The sequence below is a fragment of the Ruegeria sp. CDSA033 genome (assembly GCF_059612305.1).
Map to the genome: position 1 here is coordinate 309,744 of NZ_JBXWQI010000002.1, position 20,415 is coordinate 330,158.

Annotated in this window: 20 protein-coding genes; 7 read left to right on the forward strand and 13 right to left on the reverse strand. The window is 54.5% G+C overall.

Features of this window, described 5'->3' with window-relative positions; translation table 11 throughout:
* Nucleotides 1-51 precede the first annotated feature (51 nt).
* The 7 genes from AC2FLA_RS04825 to AC2FLA_RS04855 form a co-directional block, all read right to left on the reverse strand.
* On the reverse strand, nt 52-597 hold the full coding sequence (locus tag AC2FLA_RS04825; RefSeq protein ID WP_074738230.1) for an RNA 2'-phosphotransferase: 546 nt from the start codon (nt 595-597) through the stop codon (nt 52-54).
* A gap of 10 nt (nt 598-607) precedes the next feature.
* Nucleotides 608-2,473 carry a TniQ family protein gene (locus AC2FLA_RS04830; RefSeq protein WP_074738228.1) on the reverse strand — a complete coding sequence of 622 codons (1,866 nt, stop codon included), beginning with the start codon at nt 2,471-2,473 and terminating at the stop codon, nt 608-610.
* Nucleotides 2,473-3,450, reverse strand: coding sequence for a TniB family NTP-binding protein (locus AC2FLA_RS04835; RefSeq protein WP_496720891.1), 978 nt, complete (start codon nt 3,448-3,450; stop codon nt 2,473-2,475). The genes AC2FLA_RS04830 and AC2FLA_RS04835 overlap by 1 nt, the downstream gene beginning before the upstream one ends.
* On the reverse strand, nt 3,447-5,600 hold the full coding sequence (locus tag AC2FLA_RS04840; protein WP_496720893.1) for a TnsB C-terminal domain-containing protein: 2,154 nt from the start codon (nt 5,598-5,600) through the stop codon (nt 3,447-3,449). Before AC2FLA_RS04840 ends, AC2FLA_RS04835 begins: the two co-directional genes overlap by 4 nt.
* Complete coding sequence (locus tag AC2FLA_RS04845; protein ID WP_496720895.1) at nt 5,597-6,274, reverse strand: hypothetical protein; 678 nt, start codon at nt 6,272-6,274, stop codon at nt 5,597-5,599. The genes AC2FLA_RS04840 and AC2FLA_RS04845 overlap by 4 nt, the downstream gene beginning before the upstream one ends.
* Before the next feature lie 235 nt (nt 6,275-6,509).
* Nucleotides 6,510-6,737 carry a hypothetical protein gene (locus tag AC2FLA_RS04850; RefSeq protein WP_496720896.1) on the reverse strand — a complete coding sequence of 76 codons (228 nt, stop codon included), beginning with the start codon at nt 6,735-6,737 and terminating at the stop codon, nt 6,510-6,512.
* A 416-nt stretch (nt 6,738-7,153) separates the two neighbouring features.
* The gene (locus tag AC2FLA_RS04855; protein ID WP_496720898.1) at nt 7,154-7,375 is read right to left on the reverse strand and encodes a helix-turn-helix transcriptional regulator; all 222 of its coding nucleotides are present in this window, start codon (nt 7,373-7,375) and stop codon (nt 7,154-7,156) included.
* Nucleotides 7,376-7,461: 86 nt separating this feature from the next.
* Here AC2FLA_RS04855 and AC2FLA_RS04860 point away from each other — a divergent pair, with 86 nt between their 5' ends.
* Together AC2FLA_RS04860 and AC2FLA_RS04865 are read left to right on the forward strand one after the other, a co-directional pair.
* Nucleotides 7,462-7,857: a hypothetical protein gene (locus tag AC2FLA_RS04860; protein ID WP_496720900.1), complete on the forward strand. Its 396-nt coding sequence runs from the start codon at nt 7,462-7,464 to the stop codon at nt 7,855-7,857.
* 35 nt (nt 7,858-7,892) lie between these two features.
* Nucleotides 7,893-8,195, forward strand: coding sequence for a hypothetical protein (locus AC2FLA_RS04865; RefSeq protein ID WP_496720902.1), 303 nt, complete (start codon nt 7,893-7,895; stop codon nt 8,193-8,195).
* A 45-nt stretch (nt 8,196-8,240) separates the two neighbouring features.
* Here AC2FLA_RS04865 and AC2FLA_RS04870 read toward each other — a convergent pair whose 3' ends face one another.
* Complete coding sequence (locus AC2FLA_RS04870) at nt 8,241-8,510, reverse strand: glutaredoxin family protein (RefSeq protein ID WP_496720904.1); 270 nt, start codon at nt 8,508-8,510, stop codon at nt 8,241-8,243.
* A gap of 351 nt (nt 8,511-8,861) precedes the next feature.
* Here AC2FLA_RS04870 and AC2FLA_RS04875 point away from each other — a divergent pair, with 351 nt between their 5' ends.
* Complete coding sequence (locus AC2FLA_RS04875) at nt 8,862-9,857, forward strand: HNH endonuclease signature motif containing protein (RefSeq protein ID WP_496720906.1); 996 nt, start codon at nt 8,862-8,864, stop codon at nt 9,855-9,857.
* Nucleotides 9,858-10,127: 270 nt separating this feature from the next.
* A complete protein-coding gene (locus tag AC2FLA_RS04880) occupies nt 10,128-10,871 on the forward strand; it encodes a hypothetical protein (RefSeq protein WP_496720908.1) in 744 nt (247 codons plus the stop codon).
* 211 nt (nt 10,872-11,082) lie between these two features.
* On the opposite strand, the gene AC2FLA_RS04885 is transcribed toward AC2FLA_RS04880, so the two are convergent.
* The 4 genes from AC2FLA_RS04885 to AC2FLA_RS04900 all read right to left on the reverse strand — a co-directional run bounded on the left by AC2FLA_RS04885 (nt 11,083) and on the right by AC2FLA_RS04900 (nt 15,946).
* Nucleotides 11,083-12,609 carry an anti-phage dCTP deaminase gene (locus AC2FLA_RS04885; protein WP_496720910.1) on the reverse strand — a complete coding sequence of 509 codons (1,527 nt, stop codon included), beginning with the start codon at nt 12,607-12,609 and terminating at the stop codon, nt 11,083-11,085.
* Nucleotides 12,610-13,141: 532 nt separating this feature from the next.
* A complete protein-coding gene (locus tag AC2FLA_RS04890; RefSeq protein ID WP_496720912.1) occupies nt 13,142-13,516 on the reverse strand; it encodes a ubiquitination-like system serine protease family protein in 375 nt (124 codons plus the stop codon).
* A gap of 1 nt (nt 13,517) precedes the next feature.
* Entirely contained in the window at nt 13,518-14,909 is a 1,392-nt protein-coding gene (locus AC2FLA_RS04895; protein WP_496720914.1) for a HesA/MoeB/ThiF family protein, read from the reverse strand.
* Nucleotides 14,909-15,946: a multiubiquitin domain-containing protein gene (locus AC2FLA_RS04900; protein WP_496720916.1), complete on the reverse strand. Its 1,038-nt coding sequence runs from the start codon at nt 15,944-15,946 to the stop codon at nt 14,909-14,911. The genes AC2FLA_RS04895 and AC2FLA_RS04900 overlap by 1 nt, the downstream gene beginning before the upstream one ends.
* A 46-nt stretch (nt 15,947-15,992) precedes the next feature.
* Between AC2FLA_RS04900 and AC2FLA_RS04905 the strand changes: the two genes are divergently transcribed.
* Genes AC2FLA_RS04905 through AC2FLA_RS04915 form a run of 3 tightly spaced genes read left to right on the forward strand, consistent with a single transcriptional unit; the run spans nt 15,993 to nt 17,784 of the window.
* Complete coding sequence (locus AC2FLA_RS04905) at nt 15,993-16,562, forward strand: hypothetical protein (protein ID WP_496720918.1); 570 nt, start codon at nt 15,993-15,995, stop codon at nt 16,560-16,562.
* The gene (locus tag AC2FLA_RS04910; RefSeq protein ID WP_496720919.1) at nt 16,559-16,978 is read left to right on the forward strand and encodes a hypothetical protein; all 420 of its coding nucleotides are present in this window, start codon (nt 16,559-16,561) and stop codon (nt 16,976-16,978) included. The genes AC2FLA_RS04905 and AC2FLA_RS04910 overlap by 4 nt, the downstream gene beginning before the upstream one ends.
* Nucleotides 16,975-17,784, forward strand: coding sequence for an ImmA/IrrE family metallo-endopeptidase (locus AC2FLA_RS04915; protein WP_496720920.1), 810 nt, complete (start codon nt 16,975-16,977; stop codon nt 17,782-17,784). The genes AC2FLA_RS04910 and AC2FLA_RS04915 overlap by 4 nt, the downstream gene beginning before the upstream one ends.
* A gap of 325 nt (nt 17,785-18,109) precedes the next feature.
* On the opposite strand, the gene AC2FLA_RS04920 is transcribed toward AC2FLA_RS04915, so the two are convergent.
* Nucleotides 18,110-20,392: an adenosylcobalamin-dependent ribonucleoside-diphosphate reductase gene (locus AC2FLA_RS04920; RefSeq protein WP_496720922.1), complete on the reverse strand. Its 2,283-nt coding sequence runs from the start codon at nt 20,390-20,392 to the stop codon at nt 18,110-18,112.
* Between the last annotated feature and the right edge of the window lie 23 nt (nt 20,393-20,415).

A 20,415-nucleotide genomic window follows, 5' to 3' on the forward strand; every position in this document is an offset into this window, starting at 1 on the left:
TCCACTCGAATGCAACCAGTCCGACCAGTTTTCCAGTAATCATGTGCTCTGTTACCGTTCAGCGATCATACCGAACCCCAGATAGGTCGCGGGCACTTTGTCTGTGAGCCAGACACCGTTGTCGGCACGAAAGAACTCAAAACCGTCCTCATACATGCGTTGCGCCTCGACACGTAATACAACTGGTTTTCCGTGTCGCTGGCCGACGCGCTCGGCTGTATCAGGGTCCAATGAAAGGTGGACCTGCTTACGGCGTCCGGGGTTCAACCCGTCGGAAAATATTGCGTCCAAATTGGCGCTGGCGGTGCCATGGTACAGTTCATCAGGCGGGCATTGCGACTCCAGCCCCAGATCCACATCAACTGAATGGCCTTGGGCTGCTCTAATGCGCTGACCATCATCAGACAGGGTGAAGCGTTTCTTATCGTTGCTTTCGACAAGCTGAGTGAGTTCGTCGCGGCTTAGCTTGCGGTTGGCTCTCTTCAGCTTCCGCAGCAAATCATCAACACGGACCCACCCGTGCTTATCAAGCTGAAGACCGATCTCTTCAGGTTTGTGCCGAAGCACCAGACTCAGGAACTTGCTTTCTCTACTCATCTCAACACCTTCACAACTCCGGCCAGGCAATTTCATCATGCGAGAACGGCAGGCGATTGGCCAGCTCTTCTACGCCGGAGGTCACCTCACTCCGCCTGAATATGCGCCCACTACACTCTTCCGGCATTTGGATAAACGGAACCCGCTCCTTTATGAGCTGGTCGCTGACTTTCCGGGTGCTGCCCCCACGAAACTCAGCATAGTGCTTTCCGGGAATATACCGTTGGAGAAATTGATCGACGGCGCCATAGGGCACTACCTGGACCGACTTTCGGGAAATCGGGTGACGCGCCCGAACCAGCTCCAGATATCTTTTGTCCACCAGATATCGGACCGCAGATGCATTGATCCCAAAGAACTCCGCCAGAGTTGATCGCAGGTATCCGTCCGGTCTGATCAAACGCAATGCCTCAGCGACCTCTGCCGGGTCCAGAAGCACAGACAAATACCCGTCTTGTTCGATATCCCTGACAACAGTCTTCAGTTCGCCATTCTGGATCAGTCGCACCACATCGACTGCACCAGCAACAGCTTTACGACAGACGGACTGAATACCGACGAGCCCATCCGCTTTTGCCACCGTTGCGCATGGGGCGATACTGGCGAGAAACGCATCGAGTTGCCCTTCATCGTAGTATGGTCGCCCGACAGGGGAGCCCGCGATGGGTCTGATGATCCCGCCTGCAACCAGAGCACCAAACTGCGCCCTGGGAGCATTGATCTTTTTCTGAGCCGCTACCTGACAGATCGCCCTGGTAAAGCTTTTGACCAGCGGCGCCAATGCCTGTGCATCGCGCACAACACCTTTCGCAGAATTACCTGCCTGAGGATCCGGTCTTAGAAACCCGTTTGCACCAAGCAGTTCAATTGTCTGACGACGCCCCAACCCCAGATCCCGCCGCAAGGTTTCAACACTGTGGACACGACGGGTTGCACAGGGTTTGCCAAGCACCAGCTCGCCTTTTCCAATGGGATAAGTTTCGACGAAGAACTTTCTGACAAGATCTCGCAACGGCTCGTATTGCTCTGCATGAGACTGCTCAAGCCAGCTGAACAGGCAGCCGTAGTTTCTACGCGAAAGTGATATGGGAGAACCGGCCTCACGATGCAGACGCCTCAGCAGGCGAAACAGCCCTTTCTCGCCTTCGGACAGGAACTCAAAACCCCGCGCACCTGCACGACGCTTCTCATTATCGGATAAATGCTTCAGCTTTGCATCGATACCAAACAGATCAACAACTCCGAAGATCTCAGCGCCAAGTGCAACCGCGCCGAACCCGATATTATCGAGCCATGTGCCCTGTTGTTCACCCGCCAACCGGCGGGTGAGATAGTCTTCCAGACCTGTTGAGACCTGAGCTGCAACCAGCTCTCTCAACTGATCTGTGCCCAGATTGAGATCGCGGATTCGCCCGGCAAAATCATGGGGACCACGGCTGTGCGAATAGCTGTCGTCGTCATACAACCTGACCTGGTGGTGAAGGCATGTCCCGATCGAGGGCACATGCCAGGCGCATTTCTGGGCCGCGCCACCGCCAGTGTCTGCGCTGATGTCGTCCGCGACACACTCCGGACAGAACCGCAGACGCCTGCGCGTGATCCAGCGTTTCTCGATAAGCTGCCCGGCCAGCCGGTACTGCCCGGTAGACACTTTGCAAACAACACCACGCATCAGTTGAGCAAGTTCCACTCCGCCGAGACGGGCAAGGATCGAAAGGGCCCGTTCATCGCCGTCTGCGATAGCCTGAAGCGTAAAGCCCTGATCGGTGCAGAACTCCGAGGCAAAGGAAAGACCATTCGCCCAGGCAAGCCGGGATGCGAATGATGCCGGGGTCTCCCCCGGCATCAAAGGAACAAGGATCGGCAACACTTGCATTATGCAGCCCCCCTCTTGATTGCTGGCGCTATCTCCAGCTCTGCACCGCTGAGAAGCTGGCCCGTCTTAATGGAGCGGAAATTCTCAGCAATGAATGGGTTCAATGCATCAACGCAGCGCTTCTGTTTCCGATAGGCCCCCGCGAAGTGACTTTGTTCAAGGGTTTGGTTCCCATTGCGCAATGCCAATTTGATAGCCGATATGATCAGCCCAATTTTCGACCCGAACTCGTAGCGGGCCGCATGTAGCAGTCGTCGCGCGAATGCCGATGTCTCAAGCGTCTTGCCGCGCGACAGTTTTGCCGCATCGAGATAGGCACCCAGCACGCCGATCACCTCATGCCCATGGGCGGCATAGCTCATGGGCGCAAAATGCACGGGCTCAAACCTTCGGCTGAGCTGTTCATCCCGGTTGATCAGATCCAGCAGTTCGCAGGTGCCACTGAGGATTAGGCTGACCGGCCACTCAGCGTATTCCAGGCACGATTTCCAGACCAGCATCACCTGGTCAAATTCAGACTTCGACTTGGTCCGAAGGATATGCTGCGCCTCGTCAAAGTGTAAGAACAGCGTTTTATGGGAGCGCGCCTGATGCATCACCTGCCGCCAGATCGAATGCCCTGTTCGCGATCCTTTGCTCTCATATCCATATCCTTTGAGCGTATCGAGACCAACACCTTTGATCGTAGCTTCTGACGCCAGACGCACAGTCAACGCCTGTAGATATGGCTTTCCATAAGCCACATGCGGATGCTTCTGCAGAAGGTGCTCGATGCCAAAACTCTTACCGGCACCAGCATTGCCAATGACAACAATGCCGCGCTGCGCCGTCACCCTGCCAGCAGCTGTATGCGCTTTGCGTCGGTAGAGAATATCATCGATCTGATCCCGGAGTTCCAGGTAAGGATCATGGGCGATAAAGCGGTGTTCAAGGTCAGCCACGATGTGGCTGACCTCCTCACGGGACAAATGCGTCATTGCCCGTCCTCCATGCGCCAGCGCGGACGCGAGACCGGCATGGTCTTCTCCGCGTCGTCCTCCCCGGGAGTGTTCTCCGGCAGCTGTCGTGGCGCCACCTCCGCCCTGGCAATCACACCATCAAGGAGACCTCGTTTTTTCCTGGAAACCGAGGGGGTAATGCCCGCCACGACCTCCAGTCCAAGCCAGAGATGCTCCCGATTGCGCTCAACATCGGCTTTTGTCGGAGCAAGCGCTGAGAGCCCGAGCCGTTGAGAGGCAGCGCGATCCTCCTCCGAGAAGTCTGCGAATGCCTGATCAATGATATCTTGCGTCAGTTCTGCCTCCGCCTCAAAACGGCGGCGCAGATTGCTGCAGGCCTCGGTCCACAGATCCAGCGACAGACCATCAAACCCTTTTGCCAGGGGGCGGGCGACAACCCAGACACCATCGAGTTTGACCTCAATCAGACCAAGGTCCTGATGATCCACCCGGATCTCAACCTCGAGATCGGGATTGGACAGGAAATGGTGCCGGACCATCTCACAGGTGTAGAAGATGCCCGCAAACCGAACCCCGCGCCCGGAAATGCTCCGGGTATATTTCCGACCGAAGGCGCCGAGGCGCTCAACCCGGCTCGGAGGGCGGGGCTTGCCAACGGTTGAACACAACTCCCGCCAGCAATTCAGCGGTGTCTGACCTCCGATGCCTCCGTGCGGCTTGTTGTTGTAAACATCGACAACAAAGCGAACCAGGATCCGGGTCAACTCGTCATCAGCAAGTGCAGCATAGTCTTCAGGTATGAAGTCACCTTTTTCGACGATGTTCGAATAGGTGCGCGCACTCAGACATTCCATCAACTCTACACCGAAGGTCCTGAAGCAGCGCTCGATATGTCCGCGAAGCTTGGGCACGCCCGCTGGCGGGAACATAACCGTTCCCCGTAGGTCGGTTACCGCGCCCCGGAAGTCAAAGTTCGCAAAGGCCGCGCCCTGATCCGAAGCAACAGTTTCAAAACCGGTACCCGGCCAGTCTGGAAGCGCGCAGCCAAAGAGACGGGCCAGATCCCCCTTATCCCGGGTTGCCAAGTCCAGTGCTGCAATCGCATCTTCAGTGTTTGGCGACGCGCAGACCTTCACCGAAAGGATCAGCCGCGTTCGCACATCAATCACTACATAAATCCAGCGCCGCCCTTTCGGCAGCGCTTTGATCTGCTCCTCGGTCAGATGACCGAAGACACCGGCCTCGGCGAAGAAGGTGATCAGATCGACCTTCCACTCATCAATTTCCAGCCGCTCTCCGGGACGCAGGACGTTCAGACCCTCGCCGATGATTGCAAAATGTCGGTTGGCCGCTTCCAGCCCCTGGCGCTGGCACATCACATGATAGGGCTCAAGACGACATATCTCCCTGTAGATTGTACTTTCTGCGGGAATGGCCAAAGGCGGCAGGCCGCGATCGACTCGATACGCATTCGCCAGTCGGAAGGCCCGTTTGGTCTGGCGAATGACACTCTTCTTCGACGGGCGCTTGAAACTTGCATATCGATCCGCGCATTTGCGAAGCAGGGCAGCGCTCTCCGGACCAAATTTGACCTTCGTCCGCCCCGCCAGATAGCGTTTATCAATGAGCGTGAGAATAGAGCGGTTTCCGGCTTGATAGGCACGCACCCAACGCAGCAAGGCCGAAGAACCTGGCGGGTCAATCTCGTTGCTTGACCGCTTCTTTCCTCCATATTTGCGCTTCCCGGCATCCTTATCAGGCTGTGGAATCTGCACCGTGATTTCCGGCGCCACACTCCGAATCCAGATCTCCACATCTTTCCAGTAGCGGCCAATCTCTCCGCGTGCTTCAGCATCCAGAAAGAGATCACACCAGGCCTGGCGGAAGAAGACCGTTGAGCGCTGTTTTGCAGGCAGATGGGTGACAATCTGATCGGCAAACTGCACGCGCTGCAGGACGGCCTCTTCACTGTGATAGCCATCACGAATGGTGATATGACCGGTCTTCAGACCTTTGTTGATCTCATCATAGGTTAGCTCATCAAAGACAATTTCTCCTTCACTCCAACGACTGATGATGACACCTAACGGCCCTTGCTCCACGAGAAGACCCGGGATGCCACCTTGCTGAACCTGCGAATAGGGCTCGAGACGAATGATGTCAGTCATTGCACGCCTCCCTCGACCAGCATGTCCAGGTCGATAACCCCGTCCTGTATTGGACGCAGGACACCGGCATAGATCGCTTTGAAGATTTCCGGCCAGGCCCTGCCGCCAATATCGGCTCTTAAAATCAGCTCCCGGATCGTGACCGGCAGATCGATCTCGGCGGCAAGCCCTGCAATTATCGCAGCTGCTTCCGGATCATCCTCACGCCGATATGCAAACAGGCGCCGCGCATTCAGGGCCTCCCACTGGTCGTAACTCTCCTCAGTGATCAAGATCAGATTATCAGCGAAGTCATCCGGCATTGCGGCCGCCACATAGCTCAGCTGCACCTCAAGGTCCTGAGCCCTGGCACGTTCTGCTGGCTTGACTTCGACGGCAAACCTGCTCCCGTCAGTCAGGGTATAAAGTTGATCCACTCTTTTGCTACGCTTACGACCATCGGCATCGACATACGCGATGGCAGGCGGCTGCTCGACCATGTCCGCCACAGGATAGAGCGCTGATGTCGTAGTGAAGGTGTCAAATTCACCCAGACTGTCAAATACGACTTTCTGGCTGTCACCCCCATACGGGCGGAACCCGCCTGTTTCGACATATGTACGGCAGCGCGAACGCTCAGACAGATTACAAGTTGAACGGCTGTCCAGCGGGACTTTGAAGAATTCTTTTTCCATGTGTTCTGATGTTGTGCGGGATCATTCCCTGACCAATATGATCAGAGTGAACCACACAATTTCCTCTTGTCGGATTGTGGAAAGCGGCCGAGTACGACCCATCGGGTCAAAAGACCCGGCCGCCAGACTTGACTTTTGAGGGGATTCGAGAGACCTTCTGCTTGTCGGGTACCAATCGACGTGAAGGCCCTTGAGAGTCCGCTCTCGGGGCTTTTCTGTTTTCTAGATCATCAATTCACCTCCCCTTCTTTCCAGAGCCTGCCGCCGACCAGAGGTCTTCGACACGAAAACCTGTACGCTCAGCTACGGCTGCCTCGATCTCCGCCGACCGCCTGCGCCCGGCAAGCACGTTCGACACCGCCGAACGACTATACCCGATGCTTTCGGCAAGCTCGGTGATTGTGGTCTGAGCCATCCCGAGATGCAGTTTCACAATCTGCTGGCGCATTTTGTTGGCATCCATGGCTCGTGGCCTCCGTCCGGGACTGGCGTTTACGCGGGTGCTGAAACGAACGTTCCAACACCCCCCCGATTCTAGGGGCATCTCCGTCGGACAATCAAGAGCCAATCCGGCCCCAAACACCCCGTAAATACATGATTTTCAAGGTTAGTTTTGATTATTAACTTACATTGCTACCCCCAAGAGTTAATGATCAATTCTACAGTTAACTTAGTGGGTGAAACGGACGTTTCTGGGGGAGGGAAATGTCTTGCGGCGGTCGCGCCCTCGAAGCGTTGTGAGCGTCAACAACCATCACAAGGGACTGCCTCGCTGCGCTGCTTCCGAGACCACGAGACGTGCCGAGAAAGAGGATTATAGTAGCAGCAGATTTACGCTTGGAAGCCGGTGTAGATATGTCGGTTCCGGGAAGGCGCGGCTTAATCCTTCAGCCGGAAGAGGTCCGCGACATCAAGATTCAGAGCGTCGGCTATTCTGATGACGGTTTTGAGACCGGGATTTCTCTCCCCGCGCTCAATTCCACCAATATATGTACGGTCCAGATCCACTGCATGTGCAAAGCTCTCCTGCGAGTAGCCTTGCGCCTTGCGGGCTGATCTCAGGTTGTTCCCGAAATCAACTGCTGTGAACCGATTTCTCATCCTCTCAAACGGCAAGAAAGATGTTTAATCGTCTACGGACCTATCGTATCATTTTGTGAGGAAGGTTTTATTCTGAGGATGTTCACATGTTTGATGCGTACCCTGACGGTAAGATCGAAGCCGACTCAGAACAATTTGCGGAGATGCGCAGGATTGCCAAATCCCGCCTAACCGCAATCAACAGCATGCCCGGCGCCGGTCTCGGTTCAAAGTTCAGACGCCACCTCGCGCTTTCCAGACTGAATGCGCAGCTTTCATTTTTTGGTTGGGCGATCCGCAGAGATGGAACTCTGTTTGAGGTACCGGTGCGTGGAGAGCCCGCAAAGTTACGCAAGGAAGACGGGTCAAACCCGCTCCCTGGAAGCGTCGAAGAAATCAACGAACAAGCTAGAACTATGTATACCGAAACCGGGAAGTTGTTCGATCCGACAACCGGTCGCCGTTTGCCAAATTCCGAACGGCATCGCTTTGGCATCGCATAGACGTGCAAAAACCTGTGTGATGCGAGGGACGTGATATGGCAGATCTCGAACTTCCCGACATTCCAGACGTAGTTTTCGCCGAACTGCAGTCCTTGGCGCGCCGCTCAGAGGTGTCAGTGGAGGACTACGCCAAGGACGTCATTTGCGATGCGGTCGCTCAATTCTGGCATAGTAGTAAGGATGACATCACGATCACGCAACTTCAGGCAAACCTGGAAGCGATCTTGAGGGTCGCGGAGCGAGAGCCGGTTTTCATCGTGAGAGAGGATGGTCAGCGACATGTACTCCTACCACCTGAGGAGTTTGAGCGTATCAACAGGTCGACTGAGGACCGATGATCGCCGGGTAGACTACGGTGCTTTGCGGGCATTGATCATATCAGATCAACGTTTCCAGAAGCTCTTAGATTTCGGCTTTTTAGCTTTGAGATGTTTCTTCAGATCGGTGAAGCCACCGACCTTTACCCCATCAATGAAGATGAGAGGAGTTGTAGCAACGTGGTGTTTGTCTTTGAACGCATCGGTTTCCCGCCGTGTCCGCAAGATGTGTTCTTCGATCTCAAAGTTCTGTTGCCGCAGTAGATCGCGGGCTGCCGTCCCATAACCACATGTATAGTTCGGTAGGTCCATGCGATACAGAACAGCCTTGGGCACTTGAACGACTCCTCTTATCTCTTGTCGATGTCGGACTTTGCTGTCCGAAGCGCAAGGCGAAATCGGTAACTTTATCGTTGGGGCAAGTGGCCCTAAAGGTGACATTCACCAACCGGCCCAGCTTCCGCGGTTGTAACTCGCAATATCGTCAATGAAGTTCCTGCCGACTAACGAGCATAGCTCGGGCGCGCTGTTCATCGTTTTTCTTGACTTTAGCCTCACACGTTCGACAGTCTCAGAATGCGTCGAGAGCATAAGGCAGCGCTCGACGTACTATTTCACGTCTGCCAACAATAACCGGCACCGGACCATTCCGGGGAAGGCCGAGAAAACCTTGCACCGGAGAGCAAGATGCCATCCTCGAAAACGCCTGTGGGCGAGCATGACCAACTTTTGGAAATCTACGAAGCCGAAGTCGAGGTCGAGTATCGCGGCGAGCGATATCGCGTCCGTGACAATGGCGCGGTCTATCGACTAAACGAGTTCCGGAAACGCGCTCGTCCGCTCGACAAGGCATGGACCTTCGGGCGCCAGAACCTCACGACCGGCTACCATCTTCTGGCCGGTGTGCCGATCCATCGCATCGTTTGCAGCGCGTTTAACGGTCCCCCTCCCACCGATCAGCATGTCGTCGATCACATCGACACCAATCGGGCGAATAACAGGCCCGAGAACCTGCGCTGGCTCACTAGGCTGGAAAACGCACTCCTGAACGAAACCACCGCCCGCCGCATTGAGCTGGCTTATGGGTCGATAGAAGCGTTTCTCGAAGATCCGTCCAAGCCCATAAACGAGACATCCTTTCCCGACGTCTCATGGATGCGGACCGTGACCAAGGAAGAGAGTGCCAGAACCAAGTCCCGCTTCGAGGCATGGGCGAAGAGTGGATCGGTTCCGAGCGGCGGTGCAATCGGCGAGTGGCTCTACGGCACCCGTGAGCGAGCCGACTTTGAGCCGGAGCCAGAAGAGTACGAAAGCCTGACGCCTTCAGCGATCCAAGTGAAGTGGAGGGTTCCGACCGAGTTTCCAGGATGCCCAGAGGCGGTGTCAGAAGATGGTTTGGAGCGATACGCCCAGAACCTCCGGTTCGGACAGGTTTTCGCCCGGAACGACATTTACCAGAGCTTGGTCGTTCAGTGCGCGCTCATCGAAGATGGGCTGATCGTTCTTACCCGTGCTGCGGAAGCTGACGCGATCAAGGACTGGGCTGTTGCCATGATCACGATCCGCGGCGGGCTATTCGTTCACCGCAGCGAACATCAATATTTCACGCTACAAGGTGCTCTAAAGACCTTCTGCGAGCTGACCGGCGAGAGTTTAGAGGACAGCATCGACGACTATACGTGAAGAGCGCAACATGCGCTTTGGTGTATCTGTCGGCTTAATTCGAGTGCTGGGTCGGCCCATACCGGCCATTCGTAGGTGGTGCCTTTCTGCATTGCAGATTTCCCCAAACCGGCCGTTCGCTGACGGATGCATCGGCCTAAGAAAAAGTTGATCGCGATGCGGAGTGAAACTTCTCATTCGTTTACGGAAGACCTGGTGCCTTTCCGCCAACGCAAAGTCTACAATTACAGATAGTGCGACCTCCACTCACTGTTTTCCAAGGAGAAGCTTATGGCGACAAATATTCACGTCGGAGACTGGGTTTACGTTTGCCGAAACCGCTTGGAAGCGGTTAGCGATCAAACAAAGGCGTTCTACCATGCAGAGGTAGTCGACAGGCAGGACCGCAAGCGGAGCGTTCGTTTGCCAAATGGAGATCCCAGTGAATTTGTGTCCAGCAAGTTCATGCACCATCGAGTTGGTGTGGCAATTCTGGCGTTTGGAGATTTCCACTCTGAAGGGACACTCCTTGACCCGCTGGCGAAGACGATCCTGCAATACTGTCGTCTCCTGTTTGGAGATGACACCTATGTCCGTTTTCTGAAGATCAGAACCGAGACAGAGCTAGCCCTAATTTGCGACACGCATCAGTTGGATGCCTATGAGCATATAGTTATTCTGGGTCACGGCTCGAAGGATGCCGCCCTTAGTGGAGCCACCGGCAACATCCCAGTCACGCGGCTTATAGAAATATTTGAGCAGCACGAATCCAAACCTTGGGATTTTGCATTTCTGTGCTGCTATTTGGGACGCAATGGATTCGCTAGACCGTTCTCGGCAAGTTCGATTTGCAAAAGCTTGGTGGCACCATTCAATGCAGTGCACGGAGGTGTTTCCGCGCAGTTTGTGCAGACCTACCTCATCAAATTGCTTCTTGAAGGCGAGTCCACAGCGGACGCACACCGACACGCCTCTGCCTCAACCCCACCGGGCTCCACATTCCGATTGTGGCGGAATGGCGAGCAAAAAACCTAGCCCTCGTAGAATAACTGATCCACTGTCGGTGCCTGGGGCTCAAAGTGGTCTCGCAGTTAGGCAAGAAAAAGCGAAAGTGTTGTCCCTACGGGTCGGCCCATTCCGGGCGCTGCGTGATACTAGGAATGCCTCGCCACCGCTATGTAATAGCGGGCGTTCAAATTTCGCAAATCAGATCAAATTTCTCATGGCTACAGTATGGACGTTCTGTTCAGTCGTGCCCACCAAGCAAATGTCTTCCTTCTGGCCGGACTGTTTTTTCAATAGACTTTTGAAACAAAGCTTCCCGCGATGTGTGACCTTGGTCTAATTTTTCAATTATGGGCTGAGCTTTATGTGCATCCCACGATCTTACGTGACCTGATTTGTTTTTCAGCTTGGACTTAGAAAATAGGTTCTTGAATCTTTGTGGAGTGATGCCGACGAACTGCTTGAAAACCACTTTGTCAGAGTCTGGCTTCTTTCGATCGATTTCGATGGAGTCTGGGTACAGGTCATCTGCAAAACTCTTTGCAAAGGGCTCCAGATAAGACACCTCCTTAACACCAGTCGCTACGATATGCTTGGCGCAATTGTGGCAAGGGAAGGTAGTACAAAACAAGCTGGATCCAGCCAAACTAAGCCCCAGACGGGCTGCTGTAGAGATTGCAGCCATCTCTGCATGAACAGCGCGACCGTATTCAAGCGTGTCTAAAATCTGCGCCTTCTCAAGCGGTGAGTCCTTCTTGTCTATGAAAGCTTCGGCTATTGCGGTGTCGTCTTCAAAGTTTCGTTTAAGTTCTCCAGATCTTGCCAGTCTCTGCACGACATCCACCAACATCTGACGTTTGCGTATAGTGTTAGGATCTTTTCCTAGAGCCACATCGCGGCCGTCTTCGCCATCCTCCGGCCAATAGGTGCCACCATGCGGTTTAGGTGCCTCATTGTACCCTGTTGAAATTACGTCACTGTCTCTTGCAATGGCAGCGCCAACTTGACGTGCTGTATCACAGGAAGTGAGAGATGCCTGATATGCTAGGTTGAGGAAGAACTCAGCCTTCGTCGGTGAAATTGCAAAGTTTCCAAACAAGGCGAAGAAAAACCGCTTGAGGAGCTTTTCTAGCTGGTCGCTATCGGAAGTATCTACAACAACATCTGCTAAAGGAAACACATCACTGACGCGCTGACCCTGCGGTGCAGAAGACTCATTGTCGTCTATAGTAACAAGCTCAATCGCTGCTGCCTGCCATTTGTTCGATTTAGGGGAATCTGAATGCCCGTCCGCAATTTTCTGCGCCAAAGTCTGCTTCAGTAGATCTGCTGGGGAGTGACAGGAAACTAGTATAAATTGTTGTCCATATATCGAACGCAACGCAGCCACTTCTTCAGGGCGTTTGATCTGGTCGACTATGTAAGCGGTCCGCCTGAGTGGGAGCGCTGCGTTCCCTTCAGTATTCTCGTTTCGTCGCACCGCACGAATACGTTCGATAGCATAGGAAACAAAAAAATCGTCTCTTCCACTGAGCTTTCTAACCTCATTGCATGACTTGATATATGACTGGTAGCGTTTTTCCACAGGTGTTTCGGTCAGCTCGAATCTAAAGCTGGGGTCTTTCACAAAGTCTGTCAGTTTGATGTGGTGGTGCTTGTAGTGAAGGCTGTGCAACGTGTCCTGGATACGTCTTATCACCGTTGGCATGTCCGCGCCCAAACGACCCACGAGACCAACTACTAGTTCCGCGTCTACAACTTTTTCCATACAATACCCTGCAAATGACCGCGTGACACGCTAGTGTGCCTATGCAACTGTGTCTACTATATCTTGACAGGGAGAGACCATGCAGAATCGAGAACAGGCCCCGCAGTTCGATTTCTCAAGCTCTTTTGAGCAAACGCTTAAAGAGTACGAACACACGTCCGAGGCGTCACAAGCCGACTTTGAGCGCACTCAACAATGGCAAGATAATCATGAGCAAAGCCAACAAGTTGAGACAAAGTCTTAATTGTTGTGGCGGTTTGCCAACCTCTTCTGAAAGACCTCACCGAAAAAGTGCTGCCCAGCACCGATACGGCGCTCAGTCTTGTGTGCTTGTCTAATACGTTCGAATCCTGAGTTGATGGGGCGATCTGGATTGCCCCACTTCGACAGAACGCAAGAACGCTTGCTTTGTTCGCGCGTCGGAGGTCGTGTACGCAGGCCCAAACCAGCAGTGCTAATGGTATAATGGTCGCAGATTTGATTCCTAGAACCGCACACTCGTCTTGAGCTCGTGCATCGTTAGCTCTCCATGCTAGAAGCGACATGATGACCCGCCGCACTCACTATCGCGGCACCAGACCACGTCACCCTTCTTGAACCAGTAATGTGCTTTGCAGGCATTCCTTTGATGGATTGAAGGCGACAAGGACGCCCGACCAATCCAATCATAGGTGATGGTCCAACGCGGTGTGTGCTGTCTCGTCATCGGCAGGCGCATGACATGCCCACAGGCTCCAGGACAGGACAGAACGGCCCATTTCGGGTTTTGCTTTGGGCCGACCACATACAGAGATGCGGGGTCCATGTCCGCGAGGGCGGGTTGTACGTCGACATGACGGATTTCAAACTCTGGTTTGTCAACCAACCGGCACGCAATCAGTGCCCTGCGTAAAATCTTTTTCAACATATTATGACACCCGATCAAGAAACGGAGTCATATCGCCAAGACCCCAGCAATCGGTCTCGCTGCAGATCGGGCAATCCGGATCTGTTTTGGCGCCAGTTCGGCGATCTTCTGGCACCTGAAACCGGCGCAATCGTTGGGTGACAACGCCACCGTCGCCTCTGAAACCGGTCATCAACTGAAGGAGTTCTTCCATCGCCAGGGTCGCGACTGATGTGGTCATAGAGATGAAGGCCGGCTCCGGATCACCACCACCAAGGATGTATCCCTCCTTCACCTGGCGAGCGTAAGCCTCGGGATCCTTCGTGCGCAGCTCTTCCTCTCTCGCCCGCCGTGGATCGACGATATTGCGGCATAACAAGCATGGGCTGCCCGGCCCCAACCGCGTGACCCGACCGGTCATGTCTTTGACATCCACCTCACCCCGTTCGATGGCGAGCCCGATATCAATAACGGGGATCTCATAGAAATAGGCAAAGCGATTGAGCAACAGCCGGCTTGCATGATCGTCTGTGCAGCAGAAGATCACGTCTGCGCTTTTGAGGAGATCACGGTGCGCAACGTCCAAAAGGTTGCCTTGGATGCCAAGAGCATTTGTTTCCAGACCAAAACCGTTGAGATGCGCTGCGAGGACCGTCGCCTTGGGCGATCCGATATCATTAACCGTCGCACCATAAAGGCGATGAAGGTTGGTCTCCTCAATCACATCTGGGTCCAGGATGACCGGCGACTGAACACCGGAGCGGGCCAACATGACCGAAAGAGGTGAGCCCGTACCACCAGCACCGACAATCAACACCCTGAGCGACTTGAGCTGGCTATTAAACCCAGGGCCAAAAACCCGGGTTTGGCGGTCCAATGCCTGCATCTCCGGGATATTCTCCTCATCAACGAGGCACTTGTGGAGCCTGTGCCCTGTGATGGTGACGGTTGCGGGATAAGATGTATCGGGGTCAGTCCAAACACGCGCAAGCAACCGACCTGATGGCAAGGCCAGCAAGCTGATGAATACACTCTCAGGTCCGCTTTTGTTGCGATGCGCGCGGCTGAGCGCAGCTTCGTTTTGATCGTCCCGGTTCGAGAAGGCGGCATATCCACTTGGATGGCCATGCAAGAACCCGGGCACCATCTCATCGCGCTGTGCCTGACCCAGAACTTTGACGAAAGAGCCCGTCTTGACCGTCAGATGCTTTTCTGACGAGGAGACGATATCGGTTTGCGTGAGGGCCACGACCTTGTTCAGGATATAGCGGCGCGTGGCACGGCCCGTCACAGGATCAAAATCAACATGGGCAACTTTGAAGAGTGTCCAGGCCCCTGCCTCCCTTTGTCCGTCAAAGGCTGTGCTTTGAATCGTGTCGAGAAGACGATGCGGTACGATGACGTCAAAATCCATCACGCGGCCTCCGCGATCGCACGTTCGACGCGCTTGATCATCGTCCAGATACCATCCTTGCCAGCACGCCATTGCGAGTTGTGACGCGACCAGCGCTGCCAATTGGTTCCACCGAAAACATGAGGAACGTCAGCACATTTTGGGAATGCGCCGTTCGCTTTCAATCTCAACCAGGGACTGCAGTAAAACATGTCCGGTGCCGTGTCGGGGTACCCGCCCGGCATCAGGATCAATATGTCGACGCTGTCTGCGTCAAACTTGCCCGCAGGCAAGGGGTAGTTTTTCAAAATGACACCGGTTTGGCCACGGTCATTCATTTCAGCAAACGATGCCAGACTTGATGAAAGGTAGCATTTGTCGCGGCGGGGAAGGACCCCGCCGGACAAAGCGTCACCAGCTGTTGTTTGTTCGATGACCGTAAAGAAGCGTTCCAGACCATCATCACTCAGATCGATGATCTGATCGTTGTCGACCGGAAGATCTTCACCGCCACGAACTTCCTGCCAGAGAGCATATGTGGCTGGATCAACGCCGGCGAGTTCCTTGAGCTTCAGGCCAGTGATCAGCTTTGTGCCCCATTCAATTCGCTGACCGTCGATCTCCAGACGGAAGGAGGCGGAGCTCTCAAAGGTCAGAAACCGCTCGGTCCCGCGACGGTTAAGATCGATAGTTTCATCAAGCTGGATTTCTTCAAATCCACCACCGCGCAGGATCAAGAAGATGAGATACTCATCGGCTGGGCGTTTGTCGGCCAGGGCCAGAAGTTGGCGACCAGTTGGTTTGGGATCTTCGATGTTGTAGCGTTCATCATCGATCCGAACGCGAAAGCGTGTAGCGGTAGGCTCATGGCGATCTTCAAGCGCGCAGCTCTCAAGATCAATAAAGTCATTTTGTGCGGACATGACATGGTCTCCTTTGTAGATGTCGTGGTCTTTACTGTTCGCACCCACAAAGGCTTGTGGTAGATGAGGTTTCGGACACCTGAAAAAAATATTTGAATCTGTCTGAATCACGTCGATTGAAGCGCCTTTATTCATGCTGCTGCTTTGATTGGAGGGCACGAAATTGGGGGCACATGAGCCTGTGACATATAAAGAGCCGGAAGAGCTTTATGATGAGTATTTGGCTTTGTCTCCCCGAGACAAAAAACGCCTGACGCTTGTTGCAAAGAAATATGCGGCCTTTACCAAAGACCTGGAACCTGAGGACCTGATCCAAGAGGCCCTCATGAAGGTGTTCGAAGAAAAGCGCAGTTGTAAATCAGACTTGGACGTTTTTACGTTTTTGGCAGGTGCAATGCGTTCCCTTGCCAATAATCAAATAGAGATGCGCGCGCGTCGGCGCGACGCAAATATGTTGGAGGTACAGCATGCCAAATACGACCTACTCACTGAACACAGATCAAGCCCAGACCACCTGAATGGGGAAGAAACCATTATTGATGAAGAAACGGAACGTGCGTTCCAGGACTTCCTCCTTGAGGCCTGCAATGGCTGTGAAAAAACCCAGCTGGTTTTGCTGGGTGGGTTTGATGGCCTGCGGGGCGCGGACCTTTGTGAAACCGCAGGCGTGTCTAAACAGGAGCTTGCGACCATTCATCGGCGCATTGGGCGCATGATGGACAGATTTAAGAGAGAAAGGAGTGTGTCATGACAAAAAAGTCCAAGAGAGATGAGCTTTTCGATCTTGCTGACAATGTTGTCGATACAATCCTGAACATGTCGGACGAAGAGTTGGACGCCGAACTTGAACGGGAGGGTATCGCACCCGAAGATGCCGTCAAAGCCTTTGACAGTCTTGTCGATAGCGCGCGGATGAAGGCCGGACAAAAGTCACTTCTGCGTGCACGCGAAGAAGTGGACGCAGATAAACTATCAGCGCGCAGCGGCCGTCCGCGGTCGGCAGCAGAAGCGCGTGCGCTTGTTGAGCGTGCGGCTAAAGAACTTCCACAAATGACCCAAGCTGCAAGAAACGCGCAAAGTGGGGCTATGTCTGATGGTGACGTTTTTGATCTGTTGGACGATCTTGAAGAGCTCGGGTTTTCTTTTGACGGAGAGGCAGAGACGTGAGGCGGCTTTCGCATGCAGAGCAGTATTTGATTGGCTACGGGGTGTCGAAACCGCGTCAAATCGATCTGGAAGCTCTGGCGTGGACGATGGGGGCGAAGGTCAAGTATAAACGCCTGTCCTCTTGCGAAGCGAAGATTACCGGGCTTGGCGATCGCGCTATTATCACGATTGATGACAGCTCTGGCGACCGCCGTGCGCGGTTTTCGCTCTCGCACGAGATCGGGCACTGGCAACGCCACAGAAACCAGATCCTGAGTTGCTCGAAACAGGATATCGGTGGGGTAAATGGCAAGGGGGCGCATAAGGAGCGGGAAGCAGATCGTTATGCTGCGGACTTCATGATGCCCGCCTATCTGTATCGGCCGCTGATGCGAGAGTTCAAAAAGCCGTCGTTCAAGTCAATTGACGCATTGGCAGAGGAATTTCAGGCGAGCCGCAAAGCCTCGGCCCTGCGTTATATCGATATGGATATATCTGAATCGATGCTGATCTGTTTCGGGCCCAGTGGACGTAAATGGTATCGCGGCTCGAAGGATTGGCCGGACGAATGGGTACCAAGGCGTGAGCACGATCCGGATAGTGGAGTTATGGAGTTGCTATTTGGGAAAACCATGCCGCGCGCAGATCGCACTTTGGTTCCAGCAAGTGCATTTTTTGGCCGGTACAGTGCAGATCAGCATAACGTTTATGCCCATTCTGTCATCTCGAGGTCCCGTGGAGGTCAGCCCGATGCTGAGGTGATGACATTCATTGTTCCTCAGACCTCTGACATGTTTGAGGACGTGTTCGCATCTCGGGGTTGGTAAACCTGATTTCAAATGAACTCGTAGCAAGAGCATTGCGAAGCAGTTCGCTAGAAGAGTGCGAAAACCGTGCTTCGATGTCTGCTTTCGAGAGTCGTTCCCGCTCCTTTTGCATCTGCGGCGAACTTCCGCTTCCCGCCCCTTGTATCAAAGCCTGATAATGTCGTCAGCCCAGCGCCATCTCAATCGTCCGTCTCTGTCAGACTTGCGAACGGCCTCGGAAGAAATCCGAGGCCGTTTTCCCACGTAATCTGCCAAAAATGACCTATTGAAACGTTTAGGTCATGACGCGTGACACACCACACACACGACGCTGGATTTCACTACGTCAGCCACATTTTGAATGACCGCAGCTACGGCAGGTCATGCAGCCCTCGATCATCACCATGTCGTACTGGCCGCAGGATGGGCAGGCTTTGCCGCGTGGCGCGTCCATGTTGACAACCTGCGCCTGAGGGTCGGATTTGAGCGCCATGCCCTCGCCCTCAAGAAAGCCGATATTGATCATGTGCTGTTCGATCACGCCACCAATTGCGGCCAGGATCGATGGGATATACTTGCCCTGAACCCAAGCACCACCGCGCGGGTCGAATACCGCTTTTAGTTCTTCCACCACAAAAGACACATCCCCCCCCCGGCGGAATACGGCCGAGATCATGCGGGTCAGCGCCAGCGTCCAGGCGTAATGCTCCATGTTCTTCGAGTTGATGAACACTTCGAACGGACGGCGACGGCCACCAATGACAATGTCATTGATCGTCAGATAGATCGCGTGTTCGCTGTCGGGCCACTTCAGTTTGTAGGTCGAACCTTCCAGAGACTGTGGGCGATCCAGCGGTTCGGACATGTAGATCACGTCGCCACCATCAATTTCATGCGGTGCGCTTGCACTTTCACCCGGCGCTTTGTCTTCGCTTTCTGACACTGTCAGGACGGATCCTGTTACGTCGTTCGGGCGATAAGTCGTGCATCCTTTACATCCCTGATCCCAGGCCTGCATGTAGACATCCTTGAAAGCATCAAAGCCGATGTCCTCGGGGCAGTTGATCGTCTTCGAGATCGAGCTGTCGATCCATTTCTGCGCCGCCGCTTGCATCTTGACGTGATCGGAGGGGGACAGCGTCTGCGCGTTGACGAAATAGTCTGGCAGCTCTTTGTCGCCAAACTTGTCGCGCCACATCTGCACGGCGTAGTCCACGACCTCTTCTTCAGTGCGCGAGCCATCCTTTTGTAGGACCTTCCGCGTATAGGCATAGGCAAAGACAGGCTCGATCCCGGACGACACATTCCCCGCATAGAGAGAAATCGTACCGGTCGGCGCAATCGACGTCAGCAAAGCGTTACGGATACCATGTTCGCGGATCGCATCGCGAACATCATCGTCCATCTGCTGCATCGTGCCGCTTTCCAGGTATTTCTCGGCATCAAACAAGGGGAACGCCCCTTTTTCCTTCGCCAAGTCCACCGACGCCAGATACGCGGCGCGCGCAATCGCTTTCAACCAGCGTTCGGTCTGACGCGCGCCCTCGTCCGAGCCATAGCGCAGACCCAGCATCAGCAGAGCATCGGCCAGTCCGGTCACACCCAGTCCGATACGGCGTTTGGCCTGCGCTTCGGCGGCCTGTTCGGGCAGCGGGAACTTCGACGCGTCCACAACATTGTCCATCATGCGAACGGCTGTCGCGACCAGCTCTTGCAGAGCAGCCTCATTCAAATGGGCCGCATCTTCGAACGGCTCTGCCACAAGACGGGCCAGATTGATCGAACCCAGCAGGCACGCGCCATAAGGCGGCAACGGCTGCTCGCCACACGGGTTTGTCGCCGCGATGGTTTCGGCATAGCTGAGGTTGTTGGCTTTGTTGATCCGGTCGATGAAAATCACACCCGGTTCGGCATAGTCATAGGTGGCCTGCATGATCTTGTTCCACAGATCACGCGCCTGAACGGTGTGGTAGACCTTGTCATCGAACACCAGCTCCCACGGGCCATCGGCTTTGACAGCTTCCATAAAGGGATCGGTGACAAGCACAGACATGTTGAACATGCGCAGGCGTGCAGGGTCGGACTTGGCCGTGATGAACTGTTCGATATCCGGGTGATCACAGCGCATGGTCGCCATCATCGCGCCACGGCGCGAGCCGGCGGACATGATCGTCCGACACATGGCATCCCATACATCCATGAAGCTCAGCGGACCCGAGGCATCAGCTGCTACACCATGCACATCCGCGCCACGAGGACGGATGGTCGAGAAATCGTATCCGATCCCCCCACCCTGCTGCATGGTCAGCGCGGCCTCTTTCAGCATATCGAAGATACCGCCCATGCTGTCCGGCACCGTGCCCATGACAAAGCAGTTAAACAGCGTCACACGTCGCGCAGTGCCTGCGCCAGCGGTGATACGGCCAGCAGGCAGGTATTTGAAATCTTCCAGCGCTTCGAAGAACTTCTGCTCCCAATGCGCCGGGTCTTTTTCGACCTGCGCAAGATCGCGAGCTATACGCCGCCAGCTGTCCTCAACCGTTTGGTCAATGGGAGTGCCATCGGCCTGTTTGAAACGATATTTCATGTCCCAGATCTGCTCGGCGATGGGGGCGGCAAAGCGGCTCATTGGTGATTCCCTGTTCTGAAAGA

Coding starts and splice junctions, on each gene's coding strand:
- AC2FLA_RS04825 (WP_074738230.1), bottom strand. CDS start 597: ATGAGTAGAGAAAGCAAGTTCCTGAGTCTGGTGCTTCGGCACAAACCT.
- AC2FLA_RS04830 (WP_074738228.1), bottom strand. CDS start 2,473: ATGCAAGTGTTGCCGATCCTTGTTCCTTTGATGCCGGGGGAGACCCCG.
- AC2FLA_RS04835 (WP_496720891.1), bottom strand. CDS start 3,450: ATGACGCATTTGTCCCGTGAGGAGGTCAGCCACATCGTGGCTGACCTT.
- AC2FLA_RS04840 (WP_496720893.1), bottom strand. CDS start 5,600: ATGACTGACATCATTCGTCTCGAGCCCTATTCGCAGGTTCAGCAAGGT.
- AC2FLA_RS04845 (WP_496720895.1), bottom strand. CDS start 6,274: ATGGAAAAAGAATTCTTCAAAGTCCCGCTGGACAGCCGTTCAACTTGT.
- AC2FLA_RS04850 (WP_496720896.1), bottom strand. CDS start 6,737: ATGGATGCCAACAAAATGCGCCAGCAGATTGTGAAACTGCATCTCGGG.
- AC2FLA_RS04855 (WP_496720898.1), bottom strand. CDS start 7,375: ATGAGAAATCGGTTCACAGCAGTTGATTTCGGGAACAACCTGAGATCA.
- AC2FLA_RS04860 (WP_496720900.1), top strand. CDS start 7,462: ATGTTTGATGCGTACCCTGACGGTAAGATCGAAGCCGACTCAGAACAA.
- AC2FLA_RS04865 (WP_496720902.1), top strand. CDS start 7,893: ATGGCAGATCTCGAACTTCCCGACATTCCAGACGTAGTTTTCGCCGAA.
- AC2FLA_RS04875 (WP_496720906.1), top strand. CDS start 8,862: ATGCCATCCTCGAAAACGCCTGTGGGCGAGCATGACCAACTTTTGGAA.
- AC2FLA_RS04880 (WP_496720908.1), top strand. CDS start 10,128: ATGGCGACAAATATTCACGTCGGAGACTGGGTTTACGTTTGCCGAAAC.
- AC2FLA_RS04885 (WP_496720910.1), bottom strand. CDS start 12,609: ATGGAAAAAGTTGTAGACGCGGAACTAGTAGTTGGTCTCGTGGGTCGT.
- AC2FLA_RS04890 (WP_496720912.1), bottom strand. CDS start 13,516: ATGTTGAAAAAGATTTTACGCAGGGCACTGATTGCGTGCCGGTTGGTT.
- AC2FLA_RS04895 (WP_496720914.1), bottom strand. CDS start 14,909: ATGGATTTTGACGTCATCGTACCGCATCGTCTTCTCGACACGATTCAA.
- AC2FLA_RS04900 (WP_496720916.1), bottom strand. CDS start 15,946: ATGAATAAAGGCGCTTCAATCGACGTGATTCAGACAGATTCAAATATT.
- AC2FLA_RS04910 (WP_496720919.1), top strand. CDS start 16,559: ATGACAAAAAAGTCCAAGAGAGATGAGCTTTTCGATCTTGCTGACAAT.
- AC2FLA_RS04920 (WP_496720922.1), bottom strand. CDS start 20,392: ATGAGCCGCTTTGCCGCCCCCATCGCCGAGCAGATCTGGGACATGAAA.